26 protein-coding genes and 1 tRNA gene are annotated in these 26,655 nt (G+C 68.4%); 18 read left to right on the top strand and 9 right to left on the bottom strand.

What is annotated here, in order from left to right:
• The 3 genes from FFS72_RS15410 to FFS72_RS15400 form a co-directional block, all read left to right on the top strand.
• Positions 1 to 936 (top strand): diaminobutyrate--2-oxoglutarate transaminase (locus FFS72_RS15410; protein ID WP_137874758.1); only part of this gene is annotated, 936 nt, incomplete at its 5' end.
• Positions 933 to 1,370 carry an ectoine synthase gene (locus FFS72_RS15405; protein WP_137874757.1) on the top strand — a complete coding sequence of 146 codons (438 nt, stop codon included), beginning with the start codon at positions 933 to 935 and terminating at the stop codon, positions 1,368 to 1,370. The genes FFS72_RS15410 and FFS72_RS15405, both read left to right, overlap by 4 nt.
• 123 nt (positions 1,371 to 1,493) lie before the next feature.
• Positions 1,494 to 3,068: a GAF domain-containing sensor histidine kinase gene (locus FFS72_RS15400; RefSeq protein WP_137874756.1), complete on the top strand. Its 1,575-nt coding sequence runs from the start codon at positions 1,494 to 1,496 to the stop codon at positions 3,066 to 3,068.
• Between the two features lie 20 nt (positions 3,069 to 3,088).
• Here the strand turns inward: FFS72_RS15400 and FFS72_RS15395 are convergent, their stop codons facing one another.
• On the bottom strand, positions 3,089 to 4,126 hold the full coding sequence (locus FFS72_RS15395; protein WP_137874755.1) for a beta-ketoacyl-ACP synthase III: 1,038 nt from the start codon (positions 4,124 to 4,126) through the stop codon (positions 3,089 to 3,091).
• A gap of 99 nt (positions 4,127 to 4,225) precedes the next feature.
• Here FFS72_RS15395 and FFS72_RS15390 point away from each other — a divergent pair, with 99 nt between their 5' ends.
• Positions 4,226 to 4,813 carry a TetR/AcrR family transcriptional regulator gene (locus FFS72_RS15390; RefSeq protein WP_137874754.1) on the top strand — a complete coding sequence of 196 codons (588 nt, stop codon included), beginning with the start codon at positions 4,226 to 4,228 and terminating at the stop codon, positions 4,811 to 4,813.
• Positions 4,814 to 4,820: 7 nt separating this feature from the next.
• Here the strand turns inward: FFS72_RS15390 and FFS72_RS15385 are convergent, their stop codons facing one another.
• Positions 4,821 to 5,471, bottom strand: coding sequence for a response regulator transcription factor (locus tag FFS72_RS15385; RefSeq protein WP_137874753.1), 651 nt, complete (start codon positions 5,469 to 5,471; stop codon positions 4,821 to 4,823).
• A gap of 98 nt (positions 5,472 to 5,569) precedes the next feature.
• Here FFS72_RS15385 and FFS72_RS15380 point away from each other — a divergent pair, with 98 nt between their 5' ends.
• Together FFS72_RS15380 and FFS72_RS15375 are read left to right on the top strand one after the other, a co-directional pair.
• Positions 5,570 to 6,520 carry an acyl-ACP desaturase gene (locus tag FFS72_RS15380; protein ID WP_137874752.1) on the top strand — a complete coding sequence of 317 codons (951 nt, stop codon included), beginning with the start codon at positions 5,570 to 5,572 and terminating at the stop codon, positions 6,518 to 6,520.
• Positions 6,517 to 6,792, top strand: a complete 276-nt coding sequence (locus FFS72_RS15375) for a hypothetical protein (RefSeq protein ID WP_137874751.1) — start codon at positions 6,517 to 6,519, stop codon at positions 6,790 to 6,792. The genes FFS72_RS15380 and FFS72_RS15375 overlap by 4 nt, the downstream gene beginning before the upstream one ends.
• Positions 6,793 to 6,869: 77 nt before the next feature.
• On the opposite strand, the gene FFS72_RS15370 is transcribed toward FFS72_RS15375, so the two are convergent.
• Positions 6,870 to 7,769, bottom strand: coding sequence for a universal stress protein (locus tag FFS72_RS15370; protein WP_137874750.1), 900 nt, complete (start codon positions 7,767 to 7,769; stop codon positions 6,870 to 6,872).
• Positions 7,770 to 7,976: 207 nt separating this feature from the next.
• Here FFS72_RS15370 and FFS72_RS15365 point away from each other — a divergent pair, with 207 nt between their 5' ends.
• From FFS72_RS15365 to FFS72_RS15345, 5 genes are all read left to right on the top strand, one after another.
• Positions 7,977 to 8,213, top strand: a complete 237-nt coding sequence (locus FFS72_RS15365; RefSeq protein ID WP_137874749.1) for a LapA family protein — start codon at positions 7,977 to 7,979, stop codon at positions 8,211 to 8,213.
• An 83-nt stretch (positions 8,214 to 8,296) separates the two neighbouring features.
• Positions 8,297 to 9,448: a sensor histidine kinase gene (locus FFS72_RS15360; protein ID WP_137874748.1), complete on the top strand. Its 1,152-nt coding sequence runs from the start codon at positions 8,297 to 8,299 to the stop codon at positions 9,446 to 9,448.
• On the top strand, positions 9,445 to 10,110 hold the full coding sequence (locus tag FFS72_RS15355) for a response regulator (RefSeq protein ID WP_137874747.1): 666 nt from the start codon (positions 9,445 to 9,447) through the stop codon (positions 10,108 to 10,110). Before FFS72_RS15360 ends, FFS72_RS15355 begins: the two co-directional genes overlap by 4 nt.
• Positions 10,111 to 10,242: 132 nt before the next feature.
• On the top strand, positions 10,243 to 10,506 hold the full coding sequence (locus FFS72_RS15350) for an SHOCT domain-containing protein (protein ID WP_137874746.1): 264 nt from the start codon (positions 10,243 to 10,245) through the stop codon (positions 10,504 to 10,506).
• Complete coding sequence (locus tag FFS72_RS15345; RefSeq protein WP_137874745.1) at positions 10,503 to 11,303, top strand: LLM class flavin-dependent oxidoreductase; 801 nt, start codon at positions 10,503 to 10,505, stop codon at positions 11,301 to 11,303. Before FFS72_RS15350 ends, FFS72_RS15345 begins: the two co-directional genes overlap by 4 nt.
• Here FFS72_RS15345 and FFS72_RS15340 read toward each other — a convergent pair.
• Positions 11,290 to 12,339 (bottom strand): LLM class F420-dependent oxidoreductase, encoded by a 1,050-nt coding sequence (locus tag FFS72_RS15340; RefSeq protein ID WP_283235418.1) that lies wholly within the window; start codon positions 12,337 to 12,339, stop codon positions 11,290 to 11,292. The genes FFS72_RS15345 and FFS72_RS15340 overlap by 14 nt on opposite strands.
• Before the next feature lie 212 nt (positions 12,340 to 12,551).
• On the opposite strand from FFS72_RS15340, the gene FFS72_RS15335 reads away from it, so the two are divergent.
• From FFS72_RS15335 to FFS72_RS15320, 4 genes are all read left to right on the top strand, one after another.
• Complete coding sequence (locus FFS72_RS15335) at positions 12,552 to 13,202, top strand: TetR/AcrR family transcriptional regulator (RefSeq protein ID WP_137874743.1); 651 nt, start codon at positions 12,552 to 12,554, stop codon at positions 13,200 to 13,202.
• A gap of 66 nt (positions 13,203 to 13,268) precedes the next feature.
• Positions 13,269 to 15,617: an MMPL family transporter gene (locus FFS72_RS15330; protein ID WP_137874742.1), complete on the top strand. Its 2,349-nt coding sequence runs from the start codon at positions 13,269 to 13,271 to the stop codon at positions 15,615 to 15,617.
• 140 nt (positions 15,618 to 15,757) lie between these two features.
• Positions 15,758 to 18,067: a glycoside hydrolase family 3 C-terminal domain-containing protein gene (locus FFS72_RS15325; RefSeq protein WP_137874741.1), complete on the top strand. Its 2,310-nt coding sequence runs from the start codon at positions 15,758 to 15,760 to the stop codon at positions 18,065 to 18,067.
• A 43-nt stretch (positions 18,068 to 18,110) separates the two neighbouring features.
• Positions 18,111 to 19,445, top strand: coding sequence for a YhgE/Pip domain-containing protein (locus FFS72_RS15320; protein WP_137874740.1), 1,335 nt, complete (start codon positions 18,111 to 18,113; stop codon positions 19,443 to 19,445).
• Here FFS72_RS15320 and FFS72_RS15315 read toward each other — a convergent pair.
• Entirely contained in the window at positions 19,418 to 20,200 is a 783-nt protein-coding gene (locus FFS72_RS15315) for an oxygenase MpaB family protein (protein ID WP_137874739.1), read from the bottom strand. The two genes, FFS72_RS15320 and FFS72_RS15315, sit on opposite strands and share 28 nt — an antisense overlap.
• A complete protein-coding gene (locus FFS72_RS15310) occupies positions 20,200 to 21,117 on the bottom strand; it encodes an oxygenase MpaB family protein (RefSeq protein WP_137874738.1) in 918 nt (305 codons plus the stop codon). Before FFS72_RS15310 ends, FFS72_RS15315 begins: the two co-directional genes overlap by 1 nt.
• Before the next feature lie 228 nt (positions 21,118 to 21,345).
• Here FFS72_RS15310 and FFS72_RS15305 point away from each other — a divergent pair.
• Positions 21,346 to 21,418, top strand: a tRNA-Arg gene (locus tag FFS72_RS15305).
• Between the two features lie 31 nt (positions 21,419 to 21,449).
• On the opposite strand, the gene FFS72_RS15300 is transcribed toward FFS72_RS15305, so the two are convergent.
• Positions 21,450 to 22,343, bottom strand: a complete 894-nt coding sequence (locus FFS72_RS15300; protein WP_137874737.1) for a hypothetical protein — start codon at positions 22,341 to 22,343, stop codon at positions 21,450 to 21,452.
• 149 nt (positions 22,344 to 22,492) lie between these two features.
• Here FFS72_RS15300 and FFS72_RS15295 point away from each other — a divergent pair, with 149 nt between their 5' ends.
• Together FFS72_RS15295 and FFS72_RS15290 are read left to right on the top strand one after the other, a co-directional pair.
• A complete protein-coding gene (locus FFS72_RS15295) occupies positions 22,493 to 23,392 on the top strand; it encodes an ABC transporter substrate-binding protein (RefSeq protein WP_137874736.1) in 900 nt (299 codons plus the stop codon).
• 166 nt (positions 23,393 to 23,558) lie between these two features.
• Positions 23,559 to 24,434 carry a universal stress protein gene (locus FFS72_RS15290; protein WP_249353335.1) on the top strand — a complete coding sequence of 292 codons (876 nt, stop codon included), beginning with the start codon at positions 23,559 to 23,561 and terminating at the stop codon, positions 24,432 to 24,434.
• Between the two features lie 44 nt (positions 24,435 to 24,478).
• Here the strand turns inward: FFS72_RS15290 and FFS72_RS15285 are convergent, their stop codons facing one another.
• Positions 24,479 to 24,910 (bottom strand): type II toxin-antitoxin system Rv0910 family toxin, encoded by a 432-nt coding sequence (locus tag FFS72_RS15285; protein ID WP_050066628.1) that lies wholly within the window; start codon positions 24,908 to 24,910, stop codon positions 24,479 to 24,481.
• Between the two features lie 108 nt (positions 24,911 to 25,018).
• Positions 25,019 to 26,653 (bottom strand): monocarboxylic acid transporter, encoded by a 1,635-nt coding sequence (locus tag FFS72_RS15280; protein WP_137874734.1) that lies wholly within the window; start codon positions 26,651 to 26,653, stop codon positions 25,019 to 25,021.
• Positions 26,654 to 26,655: the final 2 nt, after the last annotated feature.

Raw genomic sequence — 26,655 nt, 5'->3', positions numbered from 1 at the left:
ACCAACGCCGTCGAAGCCGCACTCAAACTCGCCCGCAAGGTCACCGGACGCGAATCGATCGTCAACTTCACCAACGCCTTCCACGGCATGACCCTCGGCTCCCTCTCCGTCACCGGCAACTCCATGAAACGAGCAGGCGCGGGCATCCCCCTCGTCCACTCCACCCCCATGCCCTTCGACAACTACTTCGACGGCGAAACCCCCGACTTCCACTGGTTCGAACGCGTCCTCGACGACTCCGGCAGCGGCCTCAACAAACCCGCCGCCGTCATCGTCGAAACCGTCCAAGGCGAAGGCGGCGTCAACGTCGCCCGCCCCGAATGGCTCCGCGCCCTCGCCGACCTCTGCCACACCCGCGACATCCTCCTCATCGTCGACGACGTCCAAATGGGCTGCGGCCGCACCGGACCCTTCTTCTCGTTCGAGGTCGCAGGCATCACCCCCGACATCGTCACCCTCTCCAAATCCATCGGCGGCTACGGCCTCCCCATGGCCCTGACCCTCTTCAAACCCGAACTCGACGTCTGGACCCCCGGCGAACACAACGGCACCTTCCGCGGCAACAACCCCGCCTTCGTCACCGCCACCGCCGCCCTCGAGCAGTACTGGACCGACGACGCACTGAGCAGATCGGTCCTCGAGAAGGGCGAGCAGGTGAACACCGCGCTCACCGCGCTGGCCGAGTGCTTCGACGGGGTGCGAACGCGGGGTCGCGGACTCGTGCGCGGCCTCGCGTTCGATCAGCCGGACATGGCGGGGCGGGTGTGCGCGGCGGCCTTCGAGTCGGGTCTGCTCACCGAGACCTCCGGCCCGTCCGACGAGGTCGTGAAACTCCTTCCACCCTTGACGATTTCCCCCGACGACCTCGATCTGGGGTTGCGCATTCTGACCGGAGCAGTAGCGGCCGTGTGCCGAGAACAGGAGAACCAGCCGTGATCGTGCGGACCATCGACGAGATCACCGACACCGACCGCGACATCACCAGCGCCGACGGCAACTGGCGCTCCAAGCGCATCGTCCTCGCGGGCGACGGCGTCGGATTCTCGTTCCACGAAACCACCATCGCCGCGGGCTCGGTCAACGAGTTCCACTACGCCAACCACGTCGAGGCGGTCTGGCTGATCGAAGGCGACGGCATCATCACCGACCTCGACAACGGGGAGGTGCACCAGTTGCGGCCCGGCACCATGTACCTGCTCGACGGCCACGAACGGCACCGCGTCGAACCCGTCACCCAGATGCGGATGCTGTGCGTCTTCAACCCGCCCGTCACCGGCCGGGAGGTGCACGACGAGAACGGTGTCTACCCGCTCGTGGTCATTCCCGCGGAAGGAGAAGCGGCACAGGAGGACATCGGCATGAATGCGTGATGTGATCGACCGGTATCCGACTCGCGTCCCGGATGCACCGCCGTTGCCCCGTCCGCGTCGTCTCGCCGGCAGGGACCGACCCGGCTCCCTCCGACGGCTCCGACCCCAAGTAGGCTCGTGGACATGGTCGACGATCCCGCATCCGGCCTGAACGAACTGCTCGACACGGTGCACCGTCGTCTCGGCGAGTCGGTCACCTCGCGCGACACCCTGCGCGACCTCCTCGAGGCCGTGCTGGTCGTCGGTGCCGGTCTCGACCTCGACACCACCCTGCAGCGGATCGTCCGGGCCGCGACAGAACTACTCGGTGCCCGGTACGGCGCGCTCGGTGTCCGCGCACCCGGCGGCGGCCTGTCGGAGTTCGTGTACGAGGGCATCGACAGCGCCACCCGGTCGACGATGGGGCACCTGCCGGAGGGCCGCGGACTACTCGGGCTGCTGATCAACGATCCGCGTCCGGTACGGATCCGCGAACTGGCCACGCACGCCGCCTCGGTCGGATTCCCACCCGATCACCCGCCCATGCACAGCTTCCTCGGCATGCCGATCATCGTGCGCGGCCAGGCCTTCGGCAGCATCTATCTCACCGAGAAGCGGGGTGGGCCCGAGTTCACCGACGAGGACCAGACGATCCTCACCGTGCTGGCCGAGTCCGCGGCACTCGCGATCGACAACGCCCGCCTGTTCGAGCAGTCCCTCGTCCGGGAACGCTGGTTGACGGCGATGTCGTCGATCACCTCACGCCTGCTGGTCGGCGGGTCGGTACCGGAGACCCTCGACCTGCTGGTGCGGCGGATCCGGGAGCTCAGTTCGGCCGACGTCGTGACCATCGTGGACACCGTTGACGGTGCGAGCAGCGTCTCCGCCACCACCGATCCCGACCTCGCCGTCGGCCAGGATGTCGACTTCGCCCAGCTCAGCTCCGGCGCAGGACGGGCCGCGACGCTTCCGGTGTCGGGGCCGCAACACGTCCAGGGCGCGCTGGTGGTCACCGCCCGTTCCGGCGAGCAGGAGTGGGATCCGGACGAGCTGCAGCGGCTTGCGTCGATGGCCGATCTGGCGGCGGTGGCGCTCGAGTTCGCTCACCAGCAGCGTCAGCAGCGACTGCTGGACGTGCTCGCCGACCGCGATCGCATCGCCCGCGACCTGCACGACAACGTCATCCAGCGACTGTTCGCCACCGGGATGAGTCTGCAGTCGGTGCTGGGCGCCGCGGAGGGCCGGATGTCGGAGGTGCTCACCCGCTCCGTCGAACAGCTCGACCGGACGGTCCGCGAGATCCGCACCACGATCTTCGACCTGCAGTCCGCCGAGTCCACCGTGCCCGCGGGGCTGCGCCGACGCCTGCTCGACGTGATCGGCGAGCTCACCGCGGACGTCACGCCGTCGGTGCAGTTCTCCGGCGCGATCGACACACTCGCCTCCGAATCGATCGCGTCGCACGCCGAAGCCGTTCTGCGCGAGGGACTTTCCAATGCCCGGCGCCACGCGAACGCTCGGGCGATCACGGTGACGGTGTCCGCGGGCGACTACTTCGTCGTGGCCGTCGCCGACGACGGCGTGGGGTTGTCCGGCACCGAATCCCGGAGCGGGCTCGCCAATCTGGACAAGCGGGCCGCGGCGTGCGGCGGCCGATTCGACGTCGAGTCGACTCCGGGGTCGGGCACCACGATCACCTGGCGGGCACCTCTCGACTGAGGACACCCGCCAGGCGATGCTCAGTTGATCGGCGGCAGCTGGACGACCTGCCCCGCGTAGGCGAGTCCGGCACCGAACCCGAGCAGCAGCGCGGTGTCGCCGGGCTTGGACGCGCCGGACCTGAGGATCTCCTCCATCGCCATCGGAATCGATGCGGCGCTGGTGTTTCCGGATTCGACGATGTCGCGGGCGACGACAGCCCCCTCGGGCAGGCCGAGGGTACGGATGAGGGCGTCGGTGATCCGGCTGTTGGCCTGGTGCGGCACGAAGGCGTCCAGGTCCTCGACACCGACGCCCGCCTTCTCGAGCGCGGCGCGGCACGCCTTCTCCAGGAAGGTGACGGCCCAGCGGAACACGGCGGGCCCGTTCATCCGGATGTAGGGCCGCTCCGGCAGCTCGGCTCCGTCGGCAACCGCGGCGACCTCCGCGAAGTACTGCGCAAAATCCTTGTCCTGCTTGATCGCAGCGGTCTGACTGCCGTCGGAACCCCACGCGACGGGCCCGATCCCCTCGACGTCCGACGGACCGACGACGACGGCGCCTGCACCGTCGGCGAAGATGAACGCGCACGTGCGGTCGCTCTGGTCGAGCAGGTCGGAGAGCCGCTCCACACCGATCACCAGCACGTGGCGCGCCTGGCCGGCCCGGACGAGGCTCGCGGCGTTGCCGAGTGCGTAGCAGAATCCGGCGCAGCCGGCCGAGACGTCGTAGGCGGCGGTGTCGTGCATGCCGAGTTCGGTGGCCACGACCGCGCCCGCGGACGGGCCCAGCACCATCTGCGACGAGGTGGCGAGAACGACCGCGTCGATCTGGTCGGCGGCGAGCCCGGCGGCCTGCAGCGCGTCGCGGGCCGCCGCGACGCTCATCGAGACGATCGACTCGTCGGCGTCGGCCCAGCGTCGGGCGGTGATGCCGGATCGGGTCCTGATCCACTCGTCGGAGGAGTCGATTCGGTCGACGATCTCGGCGTTGGGGACGACGCGCCTCGGTCGGTACACCCCGAGGCCGAGAAGGGCCGTGTTGGTGACGGGATTGGCTGTGGCGATCTTCGCAGGCATGGCATCCTCTCCAGATGAACCGATCGGTTCATGTCCGTGTCTAACATGAACCGATCGGTCCACACAAGATTTCCGCAGACAAACATCGGGAGCATTCGGATGACCACGGCACGACCACGCGCTCGCCTGCTCTCCACCACGATCACGATGGTGCAGGAACTCGGGGTCAACGCGGCCGGCCTGACCGAACTGCTCAAGCGGAGCAACGCGTCACGAAACTCGCTCTACCAGCACTTCCCGGCCGGAAAAGGCCAACTCGTGGAGACCGCGACGAAGATCGTGTCCCGGCTCGTGCAGTCGCACCTCGCCGTCATGGCCGACGCCCTGCCCACCGCCCCCTCGATCGAGCAGTGGCTCGACGACCTCCTCGCGTTCTGGCGCGAACCCCTCGAGTCCAGCGACTACCGCCTCGGGTCGTTCATGATGGCCGCCGCACTCGACGAACCGGACTCCGCCGTCCAGGCCGCCGCCGGCCAGGCGTTCACCGAGTGGACGGCCCGACTCGCGGCCGGTCTCGCCGCCGCAGGTGTCGCGGACGCGACCGCGCGGTCGACGGCGGGGCTGCTGCTCTCCGCGATCGAAGGCGCCATCGTGCAGTCCCGGGCCCTCGAGTCCAGCGAGCCCTTCGACGACGCCCGCACCCAACTCGGTGTCCTGCTGCGGCACCACCTGCCGCAGGCCGGGTGACACGGCCTCACCACTTGGTGCCGGGCTTGCCCTTCAGTTCGGTCGCCAGCACCGCCGCCTGCGTGCGGCGCTGCATACCCAGCTTCGACAGCAGGCGCGACACGTAGTTCTTGACGGTCTTCTCGGCCAGGTGCATCCGGGCGCCGATCTCCCGGTTCGTCAGGCCCTCGCCGATCAGTTCGAACACCGCACGCTCCTGATCGGTCAGCTCCTCGATCACCCCGGTCTGGCTTCGCTGCGACCGGATCCGGGCGAGCACCGCTGCGGTCGCGCGGTCGTCGAGGAGCGAACCGCCCGAAGCCACGGTCCGGACGGCGGCGATCAGGTCGGTACCCAGGATCTGCTTGAGCAGGTAACCGGAGGCGCCGGCCATCACCGCGTCGAACAGCGCCTCGTCGTCCGAGTAGGACGTCAGCATCAGGCACCGCAGGCCCGGCGTCCGCGACCTGAGCTCGCGACACAGTTCGACCCCGGACCCGTCCGGCAACCGCACGTCGAGCACGGCGACGTCCACCCCGCCGTCGGGGACGGTCGCGAGCGCCTCGGTGACGCTCGACGCCTCACCGACGACGGTGAAGTCGGGCGCCGCGCCGAGGAGATCCACCAGGCCGCGGCGGACGATCTCGTGGTCGTCGACCAGGAACAGGCGTGTCGTCATATGTCGATCCCAGCACATCGGGACTTTCGGCACTATCGACCGGGTACCCCCCTCGGCGACGGTGACAGTGACACCACTGACGCGAACGGGGACGGACTGTGACGCGCGAACTGACCCAGCTCGAACTACTCCACGAACTCGAACCCGTCGCCGAGGAGAACGTGCACCGGCACCTGGCGATGGCGAAGGACTGGCATCCGCACGACTACGTGCCCTGGGACGACGGCCGCAACTTCGCCGCCCTCGGCGGTGTCGACTGGGATCCCGAGCAGTCACAGCTCAGCGATGTCGCGAAGGCTGCCATGATCACCAACCTGCTCACCGAGGACAACCTGCCGTCCTATCACCGGGTGATCGCGGAGAACTTCTCCCGTGACGGCGCGTGGGGCACCTGGGTCGGCCGGTGGACCGCGGAGGAGAACAAGCACTCCGTGGTGATGCGCGACTACCTGGTCGTCACGCGCGGTGTCGACCCGGTGGCGTTGGAGAACGCCCGGATGGCGCACATGACGTCCGGGTTCAATCCCGACCTGCAGGAGGGTCTGCTCGATGCCGTCACCTATGTGACCTTCCAGGAACTCGCGACACGGGTCTCGCACCGCAACACCGGCAGGGCGTGCGGTGACCCGATCGCCGACCGCATGCTCGGCCGGGTCGCCGCCGACGAGAACCTGCACATGATGTTCTACCGCAACATCACCGGCGCCGCGCTCGACCTCGCACCGACACAGGCGATGCGCGCGATCGTCAAGATCCTCGACAACTTCCAGATGCCCGGCGCGACGATGCCCGCATTCCGGCGCAATGCCGTACTGATCGCGAAGGGCGGGATCTACGACCTGCGCCAGCACCTCGACGACGTCGTGCTGCCCGTACTTCGAACCTGGAAAATCTTCGAGCGCAACGACTTCACCGGCGAAGCGGAGTCACTGCGCGAGGAACTCGACGAGCTGCTCACCGGACTACGTGCCGATGCGCAGCGGTTCGAGGAGGCCAGGGACCGCGCGCTGGCACGCGCAGCGGCGCGCGGCAAGGTGCCGGTCGGATGACGGCCCTCATGGACGACCCGAGCCAGGCACTACCGGACACGGACACCCGCGCGCTGTTCGAGACCGCGCTGACGATGGCGGCAGCAGCCAAGCGCGGCAATGTGACCGCGTGGGCGGAGGCGAAGTGTGCGCGGCACGACCCGGATGCGCTTGCCTTCCTGAACTCGGTCCTGCTCGGCGTGCTGATCGAGAACGACGCCGTCCGCCGCGGCGTTCACCCCGCCGACGTGTGGGCACAGTTGCGCGCGGGCGGACTCGACGAATTCGGGTGACGCCATCTCACGACCGCATCCACAACGCGGGGCCGGTGCCCATCGGCACCGGCCCCGCGTTCGTTCACGGGTAGCGACTACTCGGCCGGTCCGCCGGGGCGCACGATCAGCACCGGGCAGTCGGCCGTGCTCATCAGTGCCGCGCTCGTGGACCCGAGCAGCATTCCCCTGAATCCACCGCGACCGCGGCTGCCGACGACGAGAAGCTGCGCCTGCTCGGAGAATTCGCTCAGCACCCGGACCGGCCGGTCACGGCGGACGACCCGCTGCACCGGGACGTCGGGGTACTGCTCGATCAGGCCTGCGAGCTGCTCGGAGAGCACGGCTTCCTCGGCCGCTTGGATGGCACTCCAGTGCGGATCGTCCTCGGTCGCGCCGAGCGACGGCTGCACCGACACATCGCTCCACACATTGACCGCGATGAGCTGCGCGTTGCGGGCGGACGCTTCCTTGAAGGCGACTTCGGTTGCCGCGGCACTGGTCTCGGATCCATCGATACCCACGACGACCGGACCCTCGGTCGGGGCGTGGCCGTCGAGGGTGCGCCCACGTACGACCGCGACCGGCGTCGTCGAGTGCGCCGCCACGGCCCGCGCGACCGATCCGAGGACGGCGCCGCTGAGCTCGCCGAGCCCCCGACTGCCGAGCGCGATCACCGACGCGCCCGGGGCGTACTGCAGCAGCACCTCCGCGATGCGGCCCTCGTGCAGCTTCGTGTCGATCTCGATCGTCTCGTCGACGGCCTCGCGCGCGAGAACCTCGGCGCTGTCGAGGTGCGCGCGTCCGGCGTTCTTCAGGTCGTCGCCGTAGCCCCGAACCAGGTAGGGCTCGCTGTAGTAGTAGGCCGGCACGTGCACGACGGAAACCAGCAGCAGCGGAAGCTTGCGGGCCGCTGCCGTCCGGGCGGCCCACACCACTGCGGTCGATGCCGCGTCCGATCCGTCCACACCGACCACGACGGGCTTGCTTGCACTCATGCTGCTCCTCAATTCGACCGACAACGCTGTCGTGCCCATTGTCCCCGCTCCCCGCCGGGTCCGCGTGGGTCGAAGGTCCCCGTGTCGGCATCGCATCCGTCACGTCGAAGCCGGCCGACGGCTCTCACCTGGCGATTCCTCCAGGTGGCTCCTACTGTTGAGGACACAACCGAATCCGGTTGGGCGTTTCCAGTGAGGAGCGTGACGATGACCGATTCGACGACCCAGAAGAGATCGCTGCTGTCCCGGATGACGCCGGGCCGCTGGCTGGCACTGGTACTGGTGGTGCTGGCCGTGATCTTCATCTTCCAGAACACCGCCACGGCCAGCATCTCGCTGGCATGGTTCACCGTCGACGCCCCACTGTGGCTGGTCCTGCTGGTCGTGTTCGCGATCGGCTGGGTCGCGGGCTGGCTGCTCGGCAGGCGCAGGCCGGGCAACTGACGACGCACCGCAATCGCGATACGTATCCGGCGGTACGCCTGCGGGACGATGCCACACCGTCGATCCGGGTCTAGGTTGGCGTCATGGGTTCCCGTGCCGTCGACTGCGCCATCGCGGGCGTGGTTGGTGTCGTGGCGACGGCGGGCACGCTGGGAGCCTCGCGACACGGGCATCCGGCCCACCCGCTCGACGCCCTCGCCTTCGTGCTCGTTGCGGTCGCAGCGGGCGCGCTGCTGTGGCGGCGGGCCGCACCACTGACCGTGCTCACGGTCACCGGCGCGGCGGCCCTGGTGTTCGTGCTCCGAGGTTACGGTCTCGGCCCGATCTTCCTGCCTCTCGTCGTCGCGTTCCTCACCGCCGCTCCCCGATACCGTCGGTGGCCGATGTACGCGCTGCCGGCGGTCGGGTACGCCGTCATCGTGTGGGGCGTCCCGTGGGCCACGGGGGAACCGGTCCCGTCGACGGCGACCGCGGTCGGGATCGGCGCGTGGCTGCTCACACTCATCGCGGTGGCCGAGGTCGTCCGGCAGCGCCGGGAGGCGATCCGGGCCAGGCGAGCGCGGGAACGTGACGCTGCGCGCGTCGCCGAGGAGGAACGTCTCCGTCGAGCCAGCGACGAACGTCTCGACATCGCCCGCGAACTCCACGACGTACTGGCCCACAGCCTTTCGCTGATCAACGTCCAGTCCGGAGTCGCGTTGGAACTCCTGGACAGCCGACCCGAACAGGCCGGTATCGCACTCGCGTCCATCAAGGACGCCAGCCGTGACGCCCTGGTCCAGGTACACACGATGTTGCAGTCGCTGCGGCACGGCACGGAGGCCGCACCACTGACACCCGCACCGTCGATCACCGACCTCGACCGACTCGTCGCCCACGCACGCAACGCCGGGATCGGTGTCACGACAACCGTTTCCGGCGATCCTCGAGCGATACCGACTGGCACCGACCTGGCGGCGGCCCGGATCGTGCAGGAGTCGCTGACCAACGTCGTCCGGCACTCGGGCCGGACGACGGCCAGGGTGACGGTGCGGTTCCTGCCGGAGGTACTCGAAGTGGAGGTGGACGACGACGGCCGTATCACGGAGCCGCCACGCCCGGGAGCCGGTATCACCGGCATGACCGAACGCTGCCGCGCCCTCGGCGGGACACTGACCGCCGCACCTCGGCCCGGCGGAGGGTTCCGGGTCCTGGCCCGGCTTCCGCTGCTGCGCAACGAATCCGGTGTGTCGTGACGATTCGGGTGGTCGTCGCCGACGACCAGGCCCTCGTCCGGGCCGGGTTCGCCGCACTGCTGGACGCACAGGAGGGGATCGAGGTGGTGGGCGAGGCCGCCGACGGTGCCGAGGCCGTGCGACTGGCCGTGGAGCAGGCACCGGACGTGGTGCTGATGGACATCCGGATGCCGGTACTCGACGGTATCGAGGCCACCCGTCGGATCGCGACTCGGAGCGAACTGTCCGCGGTGCGGGTGGTGGTGCTGACCACCTTCGAGATCGACGAGTACGTCTTCGAGGCCGTCCGTGCCGGTGCGGCCGGGTTCCTCGTGAAACACACCGAACCGGCCGACCTCGTCCGGGCCGTTCGGGTGGTGGCGGCGGGTGACGCGCTGCTCTCCCCCACCGTCACCCGGCGACTGCTCGCCGAATTCGCCGCCCGGACGAAACCCACACCCGACACTGCCGTCCTCGCCGCGCTCACCGACCGCGAACGCGAGGTCATGACACTGGTGGCGGAGGGACTGAGCAACGCGGAGATCGCCGAACGTCTGGTGCTCAGCCCGGCCACGGCCCGCACCCATGTCGGGCGGATCCTGCTCAAACTCGGCGCCCGCGACCGCACCCAACTCGTCGTCCTCGCCTACGAGTCCGGCCTGGTGCGCCCCGGCCGGCGCTGAGTGCGCAGTTCCTGTCGCCCGCACCCGAGAAACACGGCGGTATCTGCACTCTCGCCGTACGCAGGCGGACGTAGCCGAGGTGCCGCCGCGCGGCCGATGCCCCGACGCCCGAGCGACGGCAGGCTCGACATCATGAACACATTGAACGCACAGACCGCACTGTTGTTGGCCGACCAGAACTACGGCCACTGGGGACCGGGATGGGGTGTCGGCCCGTGGTTCGTCCTGATCCCGATCACCTTCTGGCTGATCGTCATCGCCGCCGTCGTGCTGCTCGGGCGCAGGCGCCGCGGCAGGCACGGCGAGTCCACCCTCCGCGACGCCTACGCCCGCGGCGAGGTCACCGAAGCCGAGTACCGGGCCCGCCTCGCCGTGCTGAGGGAGACCCGGCGATGAGGATGGCGGTGGTCGAGGCGCCCCGCATGGGCACCGCGTGGCCGGACCGGGTGACACGATTCGAGGACTGGGGGTTTCACGCGGTGCTCACTCCGGACACGCTGTGGACACCGTCCCCGTTCCCGGTACTCGCCGCCGCGGCGTCGGTGACCACACGACTGCGACTGCGCACCTGGGTCGCCGCGGCGCCGCTGCGCACCCCGGCCGCCCTGGTGCGGGAAGTCGGCGCACTGCAATCACTCTCGGGTGGCCGATTCGACCTGGGCATCGGCGTGGGCCGTCCGGACGCCGAGGGCGAGGCGCATCGGCTCACGATGCCGTGGGGCACTGTCGGCGAGCGGATCGCGCAGGTCGAGGAGTCCGTGGGAGCAGTCCGGGAGGGCGTCGATCCGGCACCGGAGATCGTGGTGTCGGCAGCCGGACGTCGGATGCTGGCTGCGGCGGGACGCGCAGCCGATCGGGTGGCACTCGCGTTGGGGCCCACCACCACCGCGGACGAATTGGCCCGGACCGTCGGCCTCGCCCGCGAGTTGTGTGGGCCGACAATGCCGTTCACCCTGTCGGTCGTCGGGATCGGCGACCTGATGCCCGCCTGGTTGGGCCGCGACGGCCTCACTCCGCGCGGGATCCGGGACGGCGGGGGAATCGGGGTGTTGGACGCCGACCCCGACCGCGCAGCGGAGGCGTTGCTGACCTACGAGGACCGGCATGGGATCGACGAGGTGACGGTGCCGGGCGAGCTGGCCGAGGCGTTCGCCCCGGTGCTCGCCCGGCTACCCCGGCTCACGCGTCGATGATTGCGCGCAGCTTCTCGATCTGCGCGATGCGGCCTGTCGAGTCGGGGGCGATCGCGTTGACGGTGAGCGTCGTCGCGCCCGCCTCCTTGAACGCGGCGACGCGCTCGCGGACGTACCCTTCCGGACCGATCAGCGAGATCGCTCGGACCAGTTCGTCCGGGACCGCCGCGGCGGCCTCCTGCTTCTTCCCGTCCAGGTACAGGTCCTGGATTGTCTTCGCCTCGGCCTCGTAGCCGTAGCGGCAGGCGAGATCGTTGTAGAAGTTCTTGCCGCGGGCGCCCATGCCTCCGATGTACAGCGCGAGGTGCGGCTTGATCCACTCGAGCATGTGCTCGACGTCGTCACCGATGGCGAGTGCGGGACCGGCGTAGATCTCGAGGTCGCCGAGGGATGCATCGCGCTTGGCCTCACCCTTCGCGATGGCCTCTCCCCACACGTCCTTCGCGCGCTCGGGGTGGAAGAAGATCGGCTGCCAGCCTTCGGCGATCTCCGCGGTCAGCTCGACGTTCTTCGGGCCGAGGGCCGCGATGACGATCGGGATCCTTTCCCGCACAGGGTGGTTGATGAGCTTGAGCGGCTTGCCGAGGCCCGTACCCTTCTCTGCGGGGAGCGGGATCTGGTAGTACTTGCCGTCGTACTGCACCTTCTCGCGGCGCCACACCTGGCGGCAGATGTCGACGAGTTCACGAGTACGACCGATCGGCGCGTCGTACTTGACGCCGTGGAAGCCCTCGATGACCTGCGGGCCGGACGCGCCGAGGCCGAGCACGAATCGCCCGTCCGACACGAAGTCGAGACCGGCGGCCGTCATCGCCATCAGCGACGGGGTGCGGGTGTAGATCTGGAAGATGCCCGACGCGAGCTTGAGCGTCGTCGTCTTCGCCGCGAGGTAGCCGAGCTGGCTCACCGCGTCGAAGGAATAGGCCTCTGCCATGAACGCGATGTCGAGGCCTGCGCGTTCGAGGTCGGCGACCTCGGCGACGGTCTCGGCGAACCCGCCGCTGTAGGTGATCTGAGTTCCGATGCGCACCCGCACACTCCAATCGACTCTGTGGGACTGCCCTTCAGGACACTACGCAGGATTGTTTGGAATCCGTATGACCGAGCCGAGCGCAAACGGGGACCGGTCGACGCGGCCGAAGCGATGGTGACGTCGATCACCATCGACATAGTCATGTGGCGGAGTGAACAGTAATTGCACTCTTCTGCAAGTTTGCAGGGTCATGCAATTTCCGTACCGTGGATTTGGTGAGCACCCAACCCGGCCTCCGCGACCAGAAGAAGGCCGCCACCCGCGTCGCACTGAGCGATGCCGCGATGCGACTCGCAGTGGCGTCCGGTCTCGACGTGGTGACCGCGGAGGCGATCGCCTCCGAAGCCGGCGTCTCGACTCGCACCTTTCACAACTACTTCGCCTCGAAAGAGGACGCCGTCCTCTACCGAATCGAAGCCGACGTCACCGAGTGGGTCGCCCGACTCGACAAACGTCCGATCGACGAGCCGATCTGGGACTCCCTCGAAGTGGTCGTGCAGTCGATCCTCGACGACCCGGTCCGCGACCTCGAGGTGATCGCCGCCGAGATGGCGCTCATCGAGTCCAGCCCCGCGCTGATCGCCCGCAAGCTTCAGTTGGAAGGCCGGGTGTCGCGGGTTCTGGGTGAGGCGATCGCCGCGCGTACCGGCACCGACGTCGACACCGACCTCTTCCCGAACCTGCTGCAGATGACGGCCGGAGCCGCCTGCAAGGCCGCGATCGAGCTGTGGATGCACGGCGACACCGGCCACGAGACGCCCCTGCCGATCGTTCACGAGGCGTTCCAGATGCTGCGGTCCGGCATCCCGCAGCCGCCGGCCCGTCCGGTCTCGCAGCCGAACACCCCCGAACCGCCCGTCCCCTAGCCGCTCCCGACAGTCCCGACCAGCGCAACCGCCATACCTCGCACCATCCGCACCGAAGGGTCCACCATGGCCACCTACCTGTACCGGATCGGCAAGTTCGCCTACCGGCGCAAAGGCACAGTCCTGTCGATCTGGCTCGCCATCCTCGTCCTGATGGGCGTCGGCGCCGCGACCCTGTCCGGCCCGACCAACGACTCGTTCTCCATTCCGGGTACACCCGCGCAGAAGGCGCAGGACCTGATGGCGGAACGATTCCCGGCCTCCGGCAGGGATCCGTTCAGCTCCATCTCGGCCCGGTTCGTCTTCGCCGCACCCGAGGGGCAGACACTCGACAGCCCGGAGAACCAGGCCGCGATGGACGCGGCGCTCGCCGACGTCCGCGGCATCGAACTCGTCGAGCCTGCCGCGAAGGTCGACCCGGCGACCGCTACGGGTGAGGCCGCCCAGGGCGCGCTGGTGAACCCGGTGACCGCGGACGCGCAGCTCGCCGAGATGTCGAAGGCACAGGCGGAGAAATCCGGCAAGCCACTGGACCAGGCGACCGCCGACGCGCAGGCGCTCTCCCCGCTGAGCCCGGACAAGACCGTCGGCTACGTCGAGGTGCCGTTCACCGGCGACTTCTCCAATGTCACCCCCGAACTCGTCGACCAGATCGACGCCGCAGCACAGACCGCGCGGGATGCCGGCCTCACCGTCCAGGTCAGCGGCAGCGCGGCCCAGCAGGCCGAGGCACCCGGCGGCAGCGCGGAACTGATCGGTATGGCCGTCGCCGCGATCGTGCTCGTGCTCACCTTCGGTTCGCTCGTCGCAGCCGGCCTTCCGCTGATCTCCGCGATCATCGGCGTCGGCATCGGCAGCCTCGGCATCACCGTCGCCACCGGCTTCACCGAACTCGGATCCATGACGCCGACGCTGGCCGTGATGATCGGTCTCGCCGTCGCGATCGACTACTCACTGTTCATCGTCTCGCGCTTCCGACACGAGGTGACCGTCACCGGCAACCGGGAGGAAGCCGCCGGACGCGCGGTCGGCACCGCCGGATCCGCCGTCGTCTTCGCCGGCCTGACCGTCATCATCGCCCTCGTCGCGCTGCGCGTCGTCGGCATCAAGTTCCTCAGCGACATGGGCATGGCCGCGGCGTTCTCCGTGTTCGTCGCCGTCCTCGTCGCGCTGACCTTCCTCCCCGCGTTCCTCGGACTGCTGGGCAAGAAGGCATTCGCGGGCCGGATCCCGTTCGTCAAGGCTCCGGATCCGGAGGCCGAGGACGCCGTGCCCGGCCCCGCGACCCGCTACGCCCGCTGGGTGGCCCGCAAGCCGGCCATCCCGCTGATCGCGGGTGTCGTGCTGCTCGGCCTGCTCGCCGCACCCGCCGCCGGCCTCAAGCTGGCTCTCCCGAGCGAGGCCACCGGCGACCCGGCGACCAGTTCGCGGCAGGCGTACGACCTGGTGTCCGAGGGCTTCGGCCCCGGTCGGAACTCGCCCCTGCTCGTCGTCGTCGACGCCCGCGAGGCGACGGTTCCCGCCGACCAGGCGTTCAACCGGGTCGTCGAGACCATCTCCGCGCAGGACGACGTCGTCAACGCGCAGATCGTCGCGATGAACCCGGACGGCGACACCGCACAGATCCTGGTCACCCCTGGCAGCGGCCCGGCAGACCAGCAGACCATCGACCTGATGAAGTCGATCCGCGACGGCGGCAGTGTCCTGGCCGAGGAGATCGGCGTCGACTACGGCGTCACCGGCCAGACGGCCCTCGAGACCGACATCTCCGACCGCCTGCTGTCCGCACTCGTGCCGTACCTGATCATCGTGGTGGGACTCGCGTTCATCCTGCTGATGCTCGTGTTCCGCTCGATCCTGGTTCCGCTGACCGCGGCCCTCGGCTTCCTGCTCAGCGTCGCCGCCACGTTCGGCGCCACCGTCGCGATCTTCCAGGAAGGCTGGGGTGGCCTGATCGCGAACCCGCAGCCGCTGGTGAGCTTCATGCCGATCTTCCTGATCGGTGTGGTGTTCGGCCTCGCGATGGACTACCAGGTGTTCCTGGTGACCCGCATGCGTGAGGAATACGTGCACGGGGAATCCGCCAAGTCGGCCATGACGATCGGCTTCAGCCACGGCGCCCGCGTCGTGTCGGCTGCCGCACTGATCATGATCTCGGTGTTCGGCGCGTTCATGCTCGAGGACAACGCGTTCATCAAGTCGATCGGCTTCGCGCTCGCCGCCGCCGTGTTCTTCGACGCCTTCATCGTCCGCATGGTCATCATCCCCGCGGTGATGGCGCTGCTCGGCGACAAGGCGTGGTGGCTGCCGAAGTGGCTCGACAAGATCCTGCCGAACGTCGACATCGAGGGCGAGAAGCTCCGCCGTGAGCTGCCCGAGGCCACCGAGGTCGAAGGCCCCGTCACCACCCGATAGTTCCACCACGACGACACCCCCGGTCGCGTCGGTCACACCGACGCGACCGGGGGTGTCGTCCTGTCCGGGCCGGACTCCCGCCCTAGGCTGACTCCAGCAGCCCATCCGGGGACCCGGCGAAGGGACAGGTGGACGTCTCGATGGCACACCACGAACCACGAAGTGGCGAGAACACTGCGCTCAGCACCGGTGACACGGCGGCGCTCAGCACCGGTGACAAAGCGGCGCTCAGCACCGGTGACAAAGCGGCACTCAGCACCGGCGACAAGGCGGCACTCACCACCGGCGCCGACTTCTGGCGCACCGTGGCGCTACCCGACCACGACATCGCGTCGATCATGCTGACCGACGGCCCACACGGACTCCGCAAACAGTCCGAGGGCGGCGACGCCCTCGGACTCGGCGACAGCGTCCCAGCGACCTGCTTCCCGCCCGCCGTCGGTCTCGGCTCCAGCTGGAACGTCGACCTGATCCACACGGTCGGCACCGCGCTCGGCGCCGAGGCCCGAGCCGAGAAGGTCGCCGTCCTCCTCGGCCCCGGCGTGAACATCCGCCGATCTCCGCTGTGCGGGCGAAACTTCGAGTACTACTCCGAGGACCCATACCTGGCGGGGATGCTCGGCGCGGCGTGGGTGCGCGGCGTCCAGTCGTGTGGAGTCGGCACCTCGCTCAAGCACTTCGCCGCCAACAATCAGGAAACCGACCGAATGCGCATCGACGTCCAGGTCGACGAACGGACCCTGCGCGAGATCTACTTCCCTGCGTTCGAGCGGATCGTCACCACCGCCGCGCCGACGACCGTCATGTGCTCGTACAACACCCTCCGCGGCACCAAGGTCAGCGAGAACCGGTGGCTGCTCACCGATGTCCTGCGCGGCGAGTGGGGGTTCGACGGGCTCGTCGTGTCGGACTGGGGTGCCGTCGACGACCGGGTCCGGGCACTGGCCGCTGGTGTCGACCTGACGATGCCCGCTGCCGGCGGAAACGAGAAGATCGTCGCCGCAGTCGAATCCGGTGATCTCGACGCAGCCGCCCTCGACGACGCCGTCGACCGGTTGCTCACGCTGATCGACCGCACCACCGTCGCCGCGTCCGAACCTGCCACCTACGACGCCGACGCGCACCACGAACTCGCGGCAGTCGCGGCGACCGAGTCGGCGGTGCTTCTCAAGAACGAGGGAATGCTCCCTCTCGACGTCGCCGACCTCGACTCGATCGCCGTCATCGGCGAATTCGCCCGCACTCCACGGTTCCAGGGCTGGGGAAGCTCTCAGGTCGTGCCCACACGGGTCGACTCCGCACTCGACGCGATCGCCGCCCTCACAGGTGCACCGGCGAGATTCGCTCCCGGATTCCGGCTCGACGGCGCCCCGGACAGCGCGCTCGTCGACGAGGCCGTGGCTCTGGCCGAGTCCTCCGACGCTGTGGTGCTGTTTCTCGGGCTGCCAGGCGAATTCGAGTCGGAAGGCTTCGACCGCACCGACATCGACATACCCGCGAACCAGCTCGCCCTGCTCGCCGCCGTGACGGCGGCGCACCCCCGGGTCGCGGTGGTGCTGTCGAACGGGGCCGTCGTCGCGACCGCCGACTGGCAGGACGACGTGCAGGCGATCCTCGAGGGCTGGCTGCTGGGACAGGCAGGGGGCAGCGCGATCGCGGACCTGCTGTTCGGGTTCGCCAACCCGTCCGGACGCCTGACGGAGACCGTTCCGCTGCGGCTCGCGGACACCCCGAGCCACCTGAACTTCCCCGGGTCGGACGGCGTCGTCGTCTACGGCGAACGCATCCACGTCGGGTACCGCTACCACGACACGATGGGCACGCCCGTGGCCTATCCGTTCGGATTCGGGTTGTCCTACACCACCTTCGAGTACGACGACCTCGTGCTGACACCCAATGGGACCGGACTGGACGTCGCGTTCACGGTCACCAACACAGGTGACCGCGCCGGCGCGGAGGTGCCGCAGGTGTACGTCCGGGACATCGAGTCGTCGGTGGACCGGCCCGTTCACGAACTCAAGGGGTTCACCAAGGTCCACCTCGCACCGGGTGCATCCGAGCGGGTGACGATTGCCCTGGACGACCGCGCGTTCGCATTCTGGTCGGTGCGTGAGCACCGCTGGGTGGTCGAAGCCGGAGACTTCGAGATCCGAGTCGGTGCGTCGTCGCGCGACCACCGCCTGACCGCGACGTTCACCTCGCCGGGCGACGGGATTCCCCCGACGCTGACGGGGATGTCGTCCCTGGCCGAGTGGTTCGCGCATCCGGTCGGCGGGCCGCTGCTCATGGAGGCGATGGCGGGAGCGGGCGGCGACGTCGGCAACCTCGACCCGGCCGTGATGAAGATGATCGCGGCGGCCCCGCTCGCCAAACTCACCGCCTTCTCCCCCGGTATGTCCGCGGACCTGGTCACGAACCTCGTCGACCGGGTGCGGGCGCAGAGCAGCTGATGCGCACCCGTCGTCACGTCCCCGCAGTGAGAGGCAGCCGACCGTGACCTGGCCCAAGCACGAAGCGTCCGAACCCACGACTCCGGGCGAGCGGACCGCGACACTGCGCAAGCCGCTGTTCTGGGCCGCGCCGATCGTGGTGGTGACGCTGCTCATGTCGCTGCTCGCGGCGCTGTACCTGGGCAGCATCCTCGACCCGAAGGGCAGCCTGCGGAACTTCCCGATCGCCGTCGTCAACCAGGACGAGGGCGATGTCGCACCCGGGTCGGACACCCGGGAGAACATCGGCGATCAGATCGTCGACGGACTCGTGTCGGGGGTGCCCGCGGACAAGGTGGATCTACGCCAGGTCGGTATCGGGCAGGCGCAGACCATGCTCGACTCCGCCGAGGTGTACGGCGCGATCGTGATCCCGTCGGACTTCACGAAACGGCTCATGATCCTCGCCTCGTCGAGCGTCGTACCCGGTGACGTCGAGAAGCCGATCATCACCGTCTACACGAACCCGCGGGCGGGGACGTTCGGGATGGGCCTCACCGAAGCGATCACCGAACCCGCCCTGGCGGCAGTCAACGAGAAGGTCGGCGCGCAGCTGTCCGATCAGGTGGCCGCCGCCGTCGGCGACACTCCCGTCGCCGGCGCGGCCCGGCTGACGCTGATGAATCCGATCGATGCGCTGACCGTGCAGTACAAACCGCTCCCCGACGGCACCGGAAACGGTCTGTCGGCGTTCTACTACGCACTGCTGGTCATTCTCGCCGGCTTCACCGGCGCGATGATCGTGAACACCCTGATCGACGGGATGCTCGGTTTCGCACCAACGGAATTCGGACCTCGCTACGTGCACAACCCGAAGGTGGAGATCTCGCGGTTGCAGACGCTCGCGGTGAAGTGGGGTGTGATGGCGATCCTCGCACCGGTCGTGTCGGGACTGTACGTGTGGATCTCGCACCTGCTGTCGATGCCGCTGCCGAATGCGCTGGGACTGTGGATGTACGGGGCGTTCGCGATCGCCGCGGTCGGCATCACCGCGATGTCGGTTCTCGCGGTGTTCGGCAGCGCAGGTCTGATCATCAACCTCATCGTGTTCATCGTCCTCGGACTGCCGTCGGCAGGTGGAACGCTCCCGATCGAGGCGACCCCGGCGTTCTTCGGCTGGCTCGCGAAGTTCGAACCGATGCACCAGGTGTTCATCGGGATTCGCAGCCTGCTGTATTTCGGGGGCGGCGGCATGGCCGGCCTCACCCACGCCATCGCGATGACGGCGATCGGGCTCGGGATCGGGCTGGTCCTCGGCCTCGTGGTGACGCGTCTCTACGATCTCAAGGGTTTTCACCGCGGTGTCGCGGCTCAGCCGAGTGAGACGCCTGCCGCCTGACCCGTCGGCCGCATGGCCCGTTCGGCGACGTCGACCCAGCGGTGCCGGGGACCGAGCGCCGCGATGCTCTTGCGCCACGCCGCATAGGCATGGAGGGCGCCCGATCCGGTGTCCGCGACACCGAACAGTTCACGGGTCCGTGGGTGCAGCAGCCGGCCCACGACGGGCGTCGGTGTCCACCGCACCACCCAGTGATCCGGGCGGACCACCTGACTCCGGTAGTACTCGGCGTCGTCGCCGACGCGCAGCTCCGCGCACGCGCCCCCGAAGTACTCCTCGAACTCCGGCCACGTCTGCGGCATCGCCCGCGTCGAGATCCCGTAACGGCGGTACCAGATCGAGCACTCCCGGTACAGCCGCTCGCGCTCGTCGGCGGCGAGCGGCCGGATGAACGTCTCGACCATCGTCACCAGCGTGTCCACGTAGGTCGCGTGCTGAAAGAAGAAGATGTCGGGGTTGAGCGCGTGGTACCGGGTCCCCCGGTCGTCGCGCCCCTTGACGTCCTCGTGCCCGAAGCGGATCACCGACGACAGGTCGCGGTCGGCGTACGCGATCGCGACAAGTTGGGGAACGGTGTGCCTGGCGTGCATCCAGATGTGACGCGGCGTTCGGGAGTGCTCCCGGATACCGCGTGCGATCGCAGGATGCAGCATCTGCAACCCCACTGCCCGTGGCAACGCCAGCAGGAACCGGCGGTCACCGAGAAACTCCCAGAGCAGGGTGTCGGGCCCGAGCCCGTCGTCGTGCGCGACCATCAGATCAGGTTGGAGCCCTTGCTGATTCGCCGACGCAGGTCCCGCATCAGCACGTAGCTGCCGCCGTGACGGACGAATTTCGGCAGGAACCTGTTGACGAATGAAACGAAGATGAAGAGGTGCTCGAAGCGACGCTTGTCGTCCTCCGTCCACTCGAGTTCGAGCTTCTCCCGGAACAGCGGGGGAAGGAACCCGATCGTCAGGAACCGCAGCAGGTTTCGGAAGGGGGCCCGGATCGGCCACGCGATCATGCGGAGGTCGACGAGGTCCTCGACGAACTGCTTCGTCCGGTCGTCGAACACCACGCGTTCGCAGGCGACGTTCCAGTAGTTCTCGAAGTCGGCCCGGGTCGCAGGCCACATCTCCTCGGTGACCTGCAGCGTGGTTCCGAGCGTCGAGGACCGCTGGTAGAAGTGCTCGAGTTCGTCGGGCGGGAGGATGCCGTGCAGCAGCTGGTGCGAGTCCTCGAACCCGATGTACAGGCAGGCCGCGACCCACATCTGCAGTTCGCGGTTGAAGGCGTTGTAGCCCACGGGACTGTTCTCGTCGGAGCGCACCTGCCGGTGTGCGCCGTTGACGGCTTCGCGGTACGCGAGACGTTCGGCGTCCGTCCCGAGGATCGCGACAGCCAGGTACTGGGTGGTGGTGCGGGCACGCTTCCACGGGTGGTGCATCAACGCACCGGAGGTCACCTTGCTCTCCATCACGCCGTACGCGACCTCGGGCCAGCCGATCTGCATGGCCACGTTCGCGGCGGCGCCGGCGAACGACCAGAAGTCGAGCGCATCGGTCAGGTCGGGATTCTTGCGGATCCAGCGTTTGCGCGTGCTCGTGATCGCGATGCGCGTCTGCGCCGCCGTCAGCCGCGGACGGTCGTCGAGCCGGTTTTCATCGAGATCGACATAGTTGCGAGGCATACCGCCCCCTCCTCAGATGGTCCCCCAGTGGCGAACAAGTAAGCACACCAGCAACTCTCGCGGCCCCCAGGTGAGGACACCCCCCGCGCCCGCACCTCGCCCCTGCGTGAATTATCGTTAACATACCACCTGATACAACATCGTCAAGACTGTTTCATTTGGGTTGCGGCGGACACCCCCCGCTACACTGCCTAGTGCAGCGGGGACGGACACATGTCCAGACCCCACGCCCTCGTAGCTCAGGGGATAGAGCACGGCTCTCCTAAAGCCGGTGTCGCAGGTTCGAATCCTGCCGAGGGCACAAACGAAATCCCAGCTCACGGCCTTCAGGGCTACAGCATCTGCGGCGCTTCACCTCCCTCATAGAGGTCGGTCCGGTCGACGACGTGCCACAGTTCGACGGTCTGGACGATCCAGAACGCGGCGAACTCCACGACGAGCAGGGCCTCCGTGACGATGACCAGGTAGCCCCAATCCGGGAAGGTGAGGTGCACGACGACCACCGCGACGAGAGTCGCGAACATGGCCGTCGCGACGGCCCGGTACATCTGTGCATACCGAGCACCGTCCGGGGTGTACGACGCCGAGACCGCGCTGGCCACGGCCACCCCGATGATCCCCGCGAACACCAGCACCGCCGCGACCATGTGGGCGTGCCGGGCGAAGGTCCCCGGCGCGAACACGAAGAAGCCCACACCGACGGCCACGATCACCCAGCCCGCCGTCCGCACCCAGCGGGCCACCGGTTGCAGCGACCGGTCGGAGCCCGTGCGGCGCGCGATCACCAGCGCCGCGACCTCCGCGACGGCACCCGCAACCAGGATCGCCCACACACTGTCGCGGACACTGCCCGGCCAGCCTGCCGTCAGCACACGTTCCGCCGCGCCACACGCATCCGCGTCCGGTGGAACCGTCGGCACCACCGCGACGACGAAGGCGAGGAACCCCGCCAGGTTCAGCAGGACATCCTCCGTGTCCGAACTGCCCTTGTACACGATGAGACTCACCCCGAGCGCGCACAGCACAGCGACGAAGACGTTGTGCGCCGAGGAGTAATAGAACGCACTGATCGAGTTCCGCCAGCACCCGGAACGCGCGGTCGCGAGGAGCAGCGCGACACCGAGTGTCACCACGAGGACGACGGTGGCCAGCCTGAGGTATCGATACGTCGTCAGGACCGCATCACCGCGGCCCTCGGCGCCGCCCCAGCCCTCGCGCATCGCCACCTCCCGAACCCTGCCGCCAGTATCCTCGCCTGACCGCGAACGCGTCGTCCGAGACGCGCGGGTCCCGCGTTCCGTAATACGCACCCGCTGTTGCCACTACCTCGGGTCAGGGGCACTATGTCCGGGTGCCCCGTTCCGGACCGGCCCCCATGACCCTGTTGCCGCTCACCCTGAGCGCGCTGATGGTGCTGGCTGCCTGTTCGACGTCGGACGCGACGTCGGCCGACAGCACAGCCGCTACGTCCACGCCGATGCCGAGTGCACACACGAAACTCCCCCCGACGTCCGCGGTCGGCCACTGCGGACCGGACAGCGGCCTGACCCACCGACCGGGAACGCTCACGATCGCGACCGACACGCCCGCCTACTCCCCCTGGTTCGTCGACGACAACCCTTCCAACGGAAAGGGTTTCGAAGGTGCGGTTGCGCGCTCGGTCGCGGAACGCCTCGGATACTCACCGGAGCAGATCTCGTTCGAGCGGGTGCCGTGGGCGGAGGCGATCGCGCCGGGACCCAAGGACTTCGACTTCGACATCAACCAGGTGACGATCGTCGGGGACCGCAGAGAAGCCGTCGATTTCTCCTCCCCCTACTACGCGGTCACGCAGGCGATCGTCGCGATGCCCAAGTCCCCTGCGGCGATGGCGCGCAACCTCAACGACCTCACCGGGTTCCGGCTCGGCGCCCAGGTCGAATCGACGAGCCTGGCCGCCATCGAGGGAACCATCCGGCCCGTGCACGAGGCCGTCGCGTTCGAGACGACCGACGAAGCGAAAACCGCACTCGCCGAAGGGACGATCGACGCACTGGTCGTCGACATTCCGACAGGGTTCCAGATCACCGAATCGGACCTCCCTGACAGCATTCTGGTCGGCCAGTTCCCCCGGCCGAACACCGTCACCGAGTTCTTCGGGCTGGTACTGGAGAAGAACAGTCCACTCACTCCGTGCACGTCGGCGGCGGTGGATGCGCTGTACCAGGACGGCACGCTCGACGCACTCGCGCAGACGTGGCTGGTCGACTCGATCGACACGCCGATCCTGGAGTAGGGTCCGCGAACCGGGTCCGGCGAATCACGTTGCAGAGAAGCAGTTCCCGAGATCACACGGTCGCCGGGACCTTCGACCCTGTGCGCGTCGTCCCGCGAGGGTTCATGCTGGTGTTGCGGAACCTCGGTGGACCGCCCACCCGGAGGTGTTCCGCCGAGGAGGACCAGTGACCATCAATCCCCCCGTCGTGGTGGGCGTGGACGGATCGGACACCTCGAACGCGGCAACCCTCTGGGCCGCACGAACCGCCGCCGCGCACGGAGCACCGCTCCGCCTCGTCGCCGCGCAACCGCCACCGGTGATCCCGGGCGGCATGCTCGTCACGTCGCAGAGCTACTTCGACGACCTGAACGCCGAGTCGCATCGCATCCTGGACGCCGCGAAAGCGCTGGCCGAGGACGCCGCAGCGGGCATCGAGGTGAAGACCTCGTTGCACAACAGTCCGCCCATCCCGCTACTGCTCGATCTGTCGGAGCAGGCCCGGATGATCGTCCTCGGTACCCGTGGACGCGGCGCCCTCCGCAGCGCACTGCTCGGTTCGGTGACCACCGGCGTCGTCACCCACGCCCGGTGCCCGGTCGTGGTGGTCCCGACCCCGACCGTCCCCGACGAGGACGGCCAGATCGTCGTCGGCGTCGACGGATCGGCGAACAGCGTCCCCGCTGTTGAAGCCGCCTTCACCGAGGCGTCCCTGCGCGGTGCGCCACTGGTTGCGGTGCACGCGTGGAGCGACATCGACTTCGACACCCTGCCCGTCGCCGTCGAGGCGTTGCCGTGGTCCGCGGTCGCCGAGAGCGAAGAGGCCGCGCTCGCCGAGAGCCTCGCGGGAATGCAGGAACGGTTCCCCGACGTCGAGGTCACGCGAGTCGTCGTGCAGGACAACGCCGTCGACCAGCTGATCGCACGCTCCCGGGACGCCCAGCTCGTCGTCGTGGGCAGCCACGGCCGCGGCGGATTCCGGGGCATGCTGCTCGGGTCGACGAGCCGGGCGCTGCTACATCGAAGCGAGCGACCGCTGATGGTGGTGCGGGAACGGCGGTGAAGATCGGCAGGTGCCGATCAGCCAGTGGGATCGGCCGGTGCGGATCAACCGTAGACGGCGACGAACGTCTTCAGTGACGACTCGATGTCGCCCTTGAGTGCGCGGGCGACTCCGGATCCGATGGGTCCGAACAGCGGTGCCCCGCCGAGGTCGATGTGCAACGCGACCTCGGCGCCCGCACCCTTCGGTGTCACGGACAGCACGAGACCGATCTTCACGCCGCCCTTGCCGTCACCCTTGAGCGCCAGCGTCTGCGGCGGCGCGTAGTCGGTGATGGTCCAGCGAACCCGGTTGCGCAGTCCCTTGACCGTCACCACCGATTCCGCCGTGGTGCCCGCCGCCAGTTCGGTGGGAAGCTCCCCGCGCCACCCCTCGTGAATCGAGAGCCACTTGTCGAATTCCGCCAGATCGCTTGCCTTTTCCCACGCGATCTCCGGAGTCAGGGGAACCGCGACCGAGACCTTCAGCTTTGCCATGCGCGCATCGTAGCGACCGACACACCACAGCGTCCCGCACCTGGTGAGGGATCCAGGTGCGGGACGCCTTCTTGCGGGGCGAACCCGGTGGGGGTACGAGCGGTGTTCCTAGTGGGCGACGGCCTTCTCCACACCGACACCGGTGAGGGAACGGACCTCCATCTCGGCCTGCTTCACCGGGTCCTCCAGCTTGCGACGACCCACGTAGGTGCCGGCGATGCCGAGCACGAAGGCCAGCGGAATCGACACGATGCCCGGGTTGGACAGCGGGAACCAGGAGAAGTCGCTGTTCGGGAACATCGCGGTCTTCGAGCCCGAAACGGCCGGGGAGAACACGATCAGCACCAGGCAGCTGATGAGACCGCCGTAGATGCTCCACAGGGCGCCGGTGGTGTTGAAGTTCTTCCAGAACAGCGAGTACAGCAGCGTCGGGAGGTTCGCGGAGGCCGCGACGGCGAACGCGAGGGCGACGAGGAACGCGATGTTCTGACCCATCGCGAGGATGCCGAGCACGATCGCGGCGACACCGATGACGACGACGGTGATGCGGGAGACCTTGACCTGCTGCTCCTCGGACGCCTTCCCGCGCTTGATGACGCTCGCGTAGATGTCGTGCGCGAACGACGCGGATGCGGTGATCGCGAGGCCGGCGACGACGGCCAGGATGGTGGCGAACGCGACCGCGGAGATGATCGACAGGAACAGCGTGCCGCCGAGTTCGAACGCGAGCAGCGGGGCCGCTGCGTTCTCCTTGCCGGGGGCGGCGAGGATCTTGTCGGGACCGACCATGCGGGCTGCGCCGTAGCCGAGCACCAGCGTGAACAGGTAGAAGGCGCCGATCAGGCCGATAGCCCAGGTCACCGAGCGGCGTGCCTCCTTGGCGGTGGGCACGGTGTAGAAGCGCATCAGCACGTGCGGCAACCCTGCAGTGCCGAGAACGAGGGCGATGCCGAGGGAGAGGAAGTCGAGCCGCGTCATCGAGCTGATGCCGTACTTCGCACCGGGGGCGAGGACGTCACGGCCGGCGACGGCCTCGTTGGTCGAGTTGGTGACCATGTTCTGGGCGTCGGCGAGCAGCTGCGAGAAGTTGCCGCGGACGGCGAACAGCACGAGCACGAACATGACGCCCGCGCCTGCGATCAGCAGGACGGCCTTGACCATCTGCACGTAGGTGGTGCCCTTCATGCCGCCGATGAGGACGTACACGATCATCAGCACGCCGACGACCGCGACGACGATGGCCTGCCCGGCCTTGTCGTGGATGTCGAGGAGCAGCGCGACGAGGCCACCGGCACCGGCCATCTGAGCCAGCAGGTAGAACAGCGACACGACGAGCGTGGAGAGTGCGGCGGCCATGCGGACGGGCCGTTGCTTGAGCCGGAAGCTGAGCACGTCGGCCATCGTGAATCGGCCGGTGTTGCGAAGCATCTCGGCGACCAGCAGCAGCGCGACCAGCCACGCGACGAGGAAGCCGATCGAATACAGGAAGCCGTCGTAGCCGTAGACGGCGATGGCGCCGGCGATGCCCAGGAACGACGCCGCGGACAGGTAGTCGCCTGCGATGGCGAAACCGTTCTGGGGGCCCGAGAACTGGCCGCCGCCGGTGTAGAAGTCGGACGCCTTCTTGGTGGTGCGGCTGGCGCGGATCACGATGCCCATGGTGATGACCACGAACGCCACGAAGATGGCGATGTTCAGGGCCGGGTTGCCTACACCGGAACTGCCCTGCGCGAGGATCGTCATGG

The organism is Rhodococcus sp. Q, from assembly GCF_005503035.1.
In the GTDB taxonomy this organism is placed as follows: domain Bacteria; phylum Actinomycetota; class Actinomycetes; order Mycobacteriales; family Mycobacteriaceae; genus Rhodococcus_G.
The sequence above is the reverse complement of the archived record's forward strand: the minus strand, read 5'-3'. Positions and strand labels throughout refer to the sequence as shown.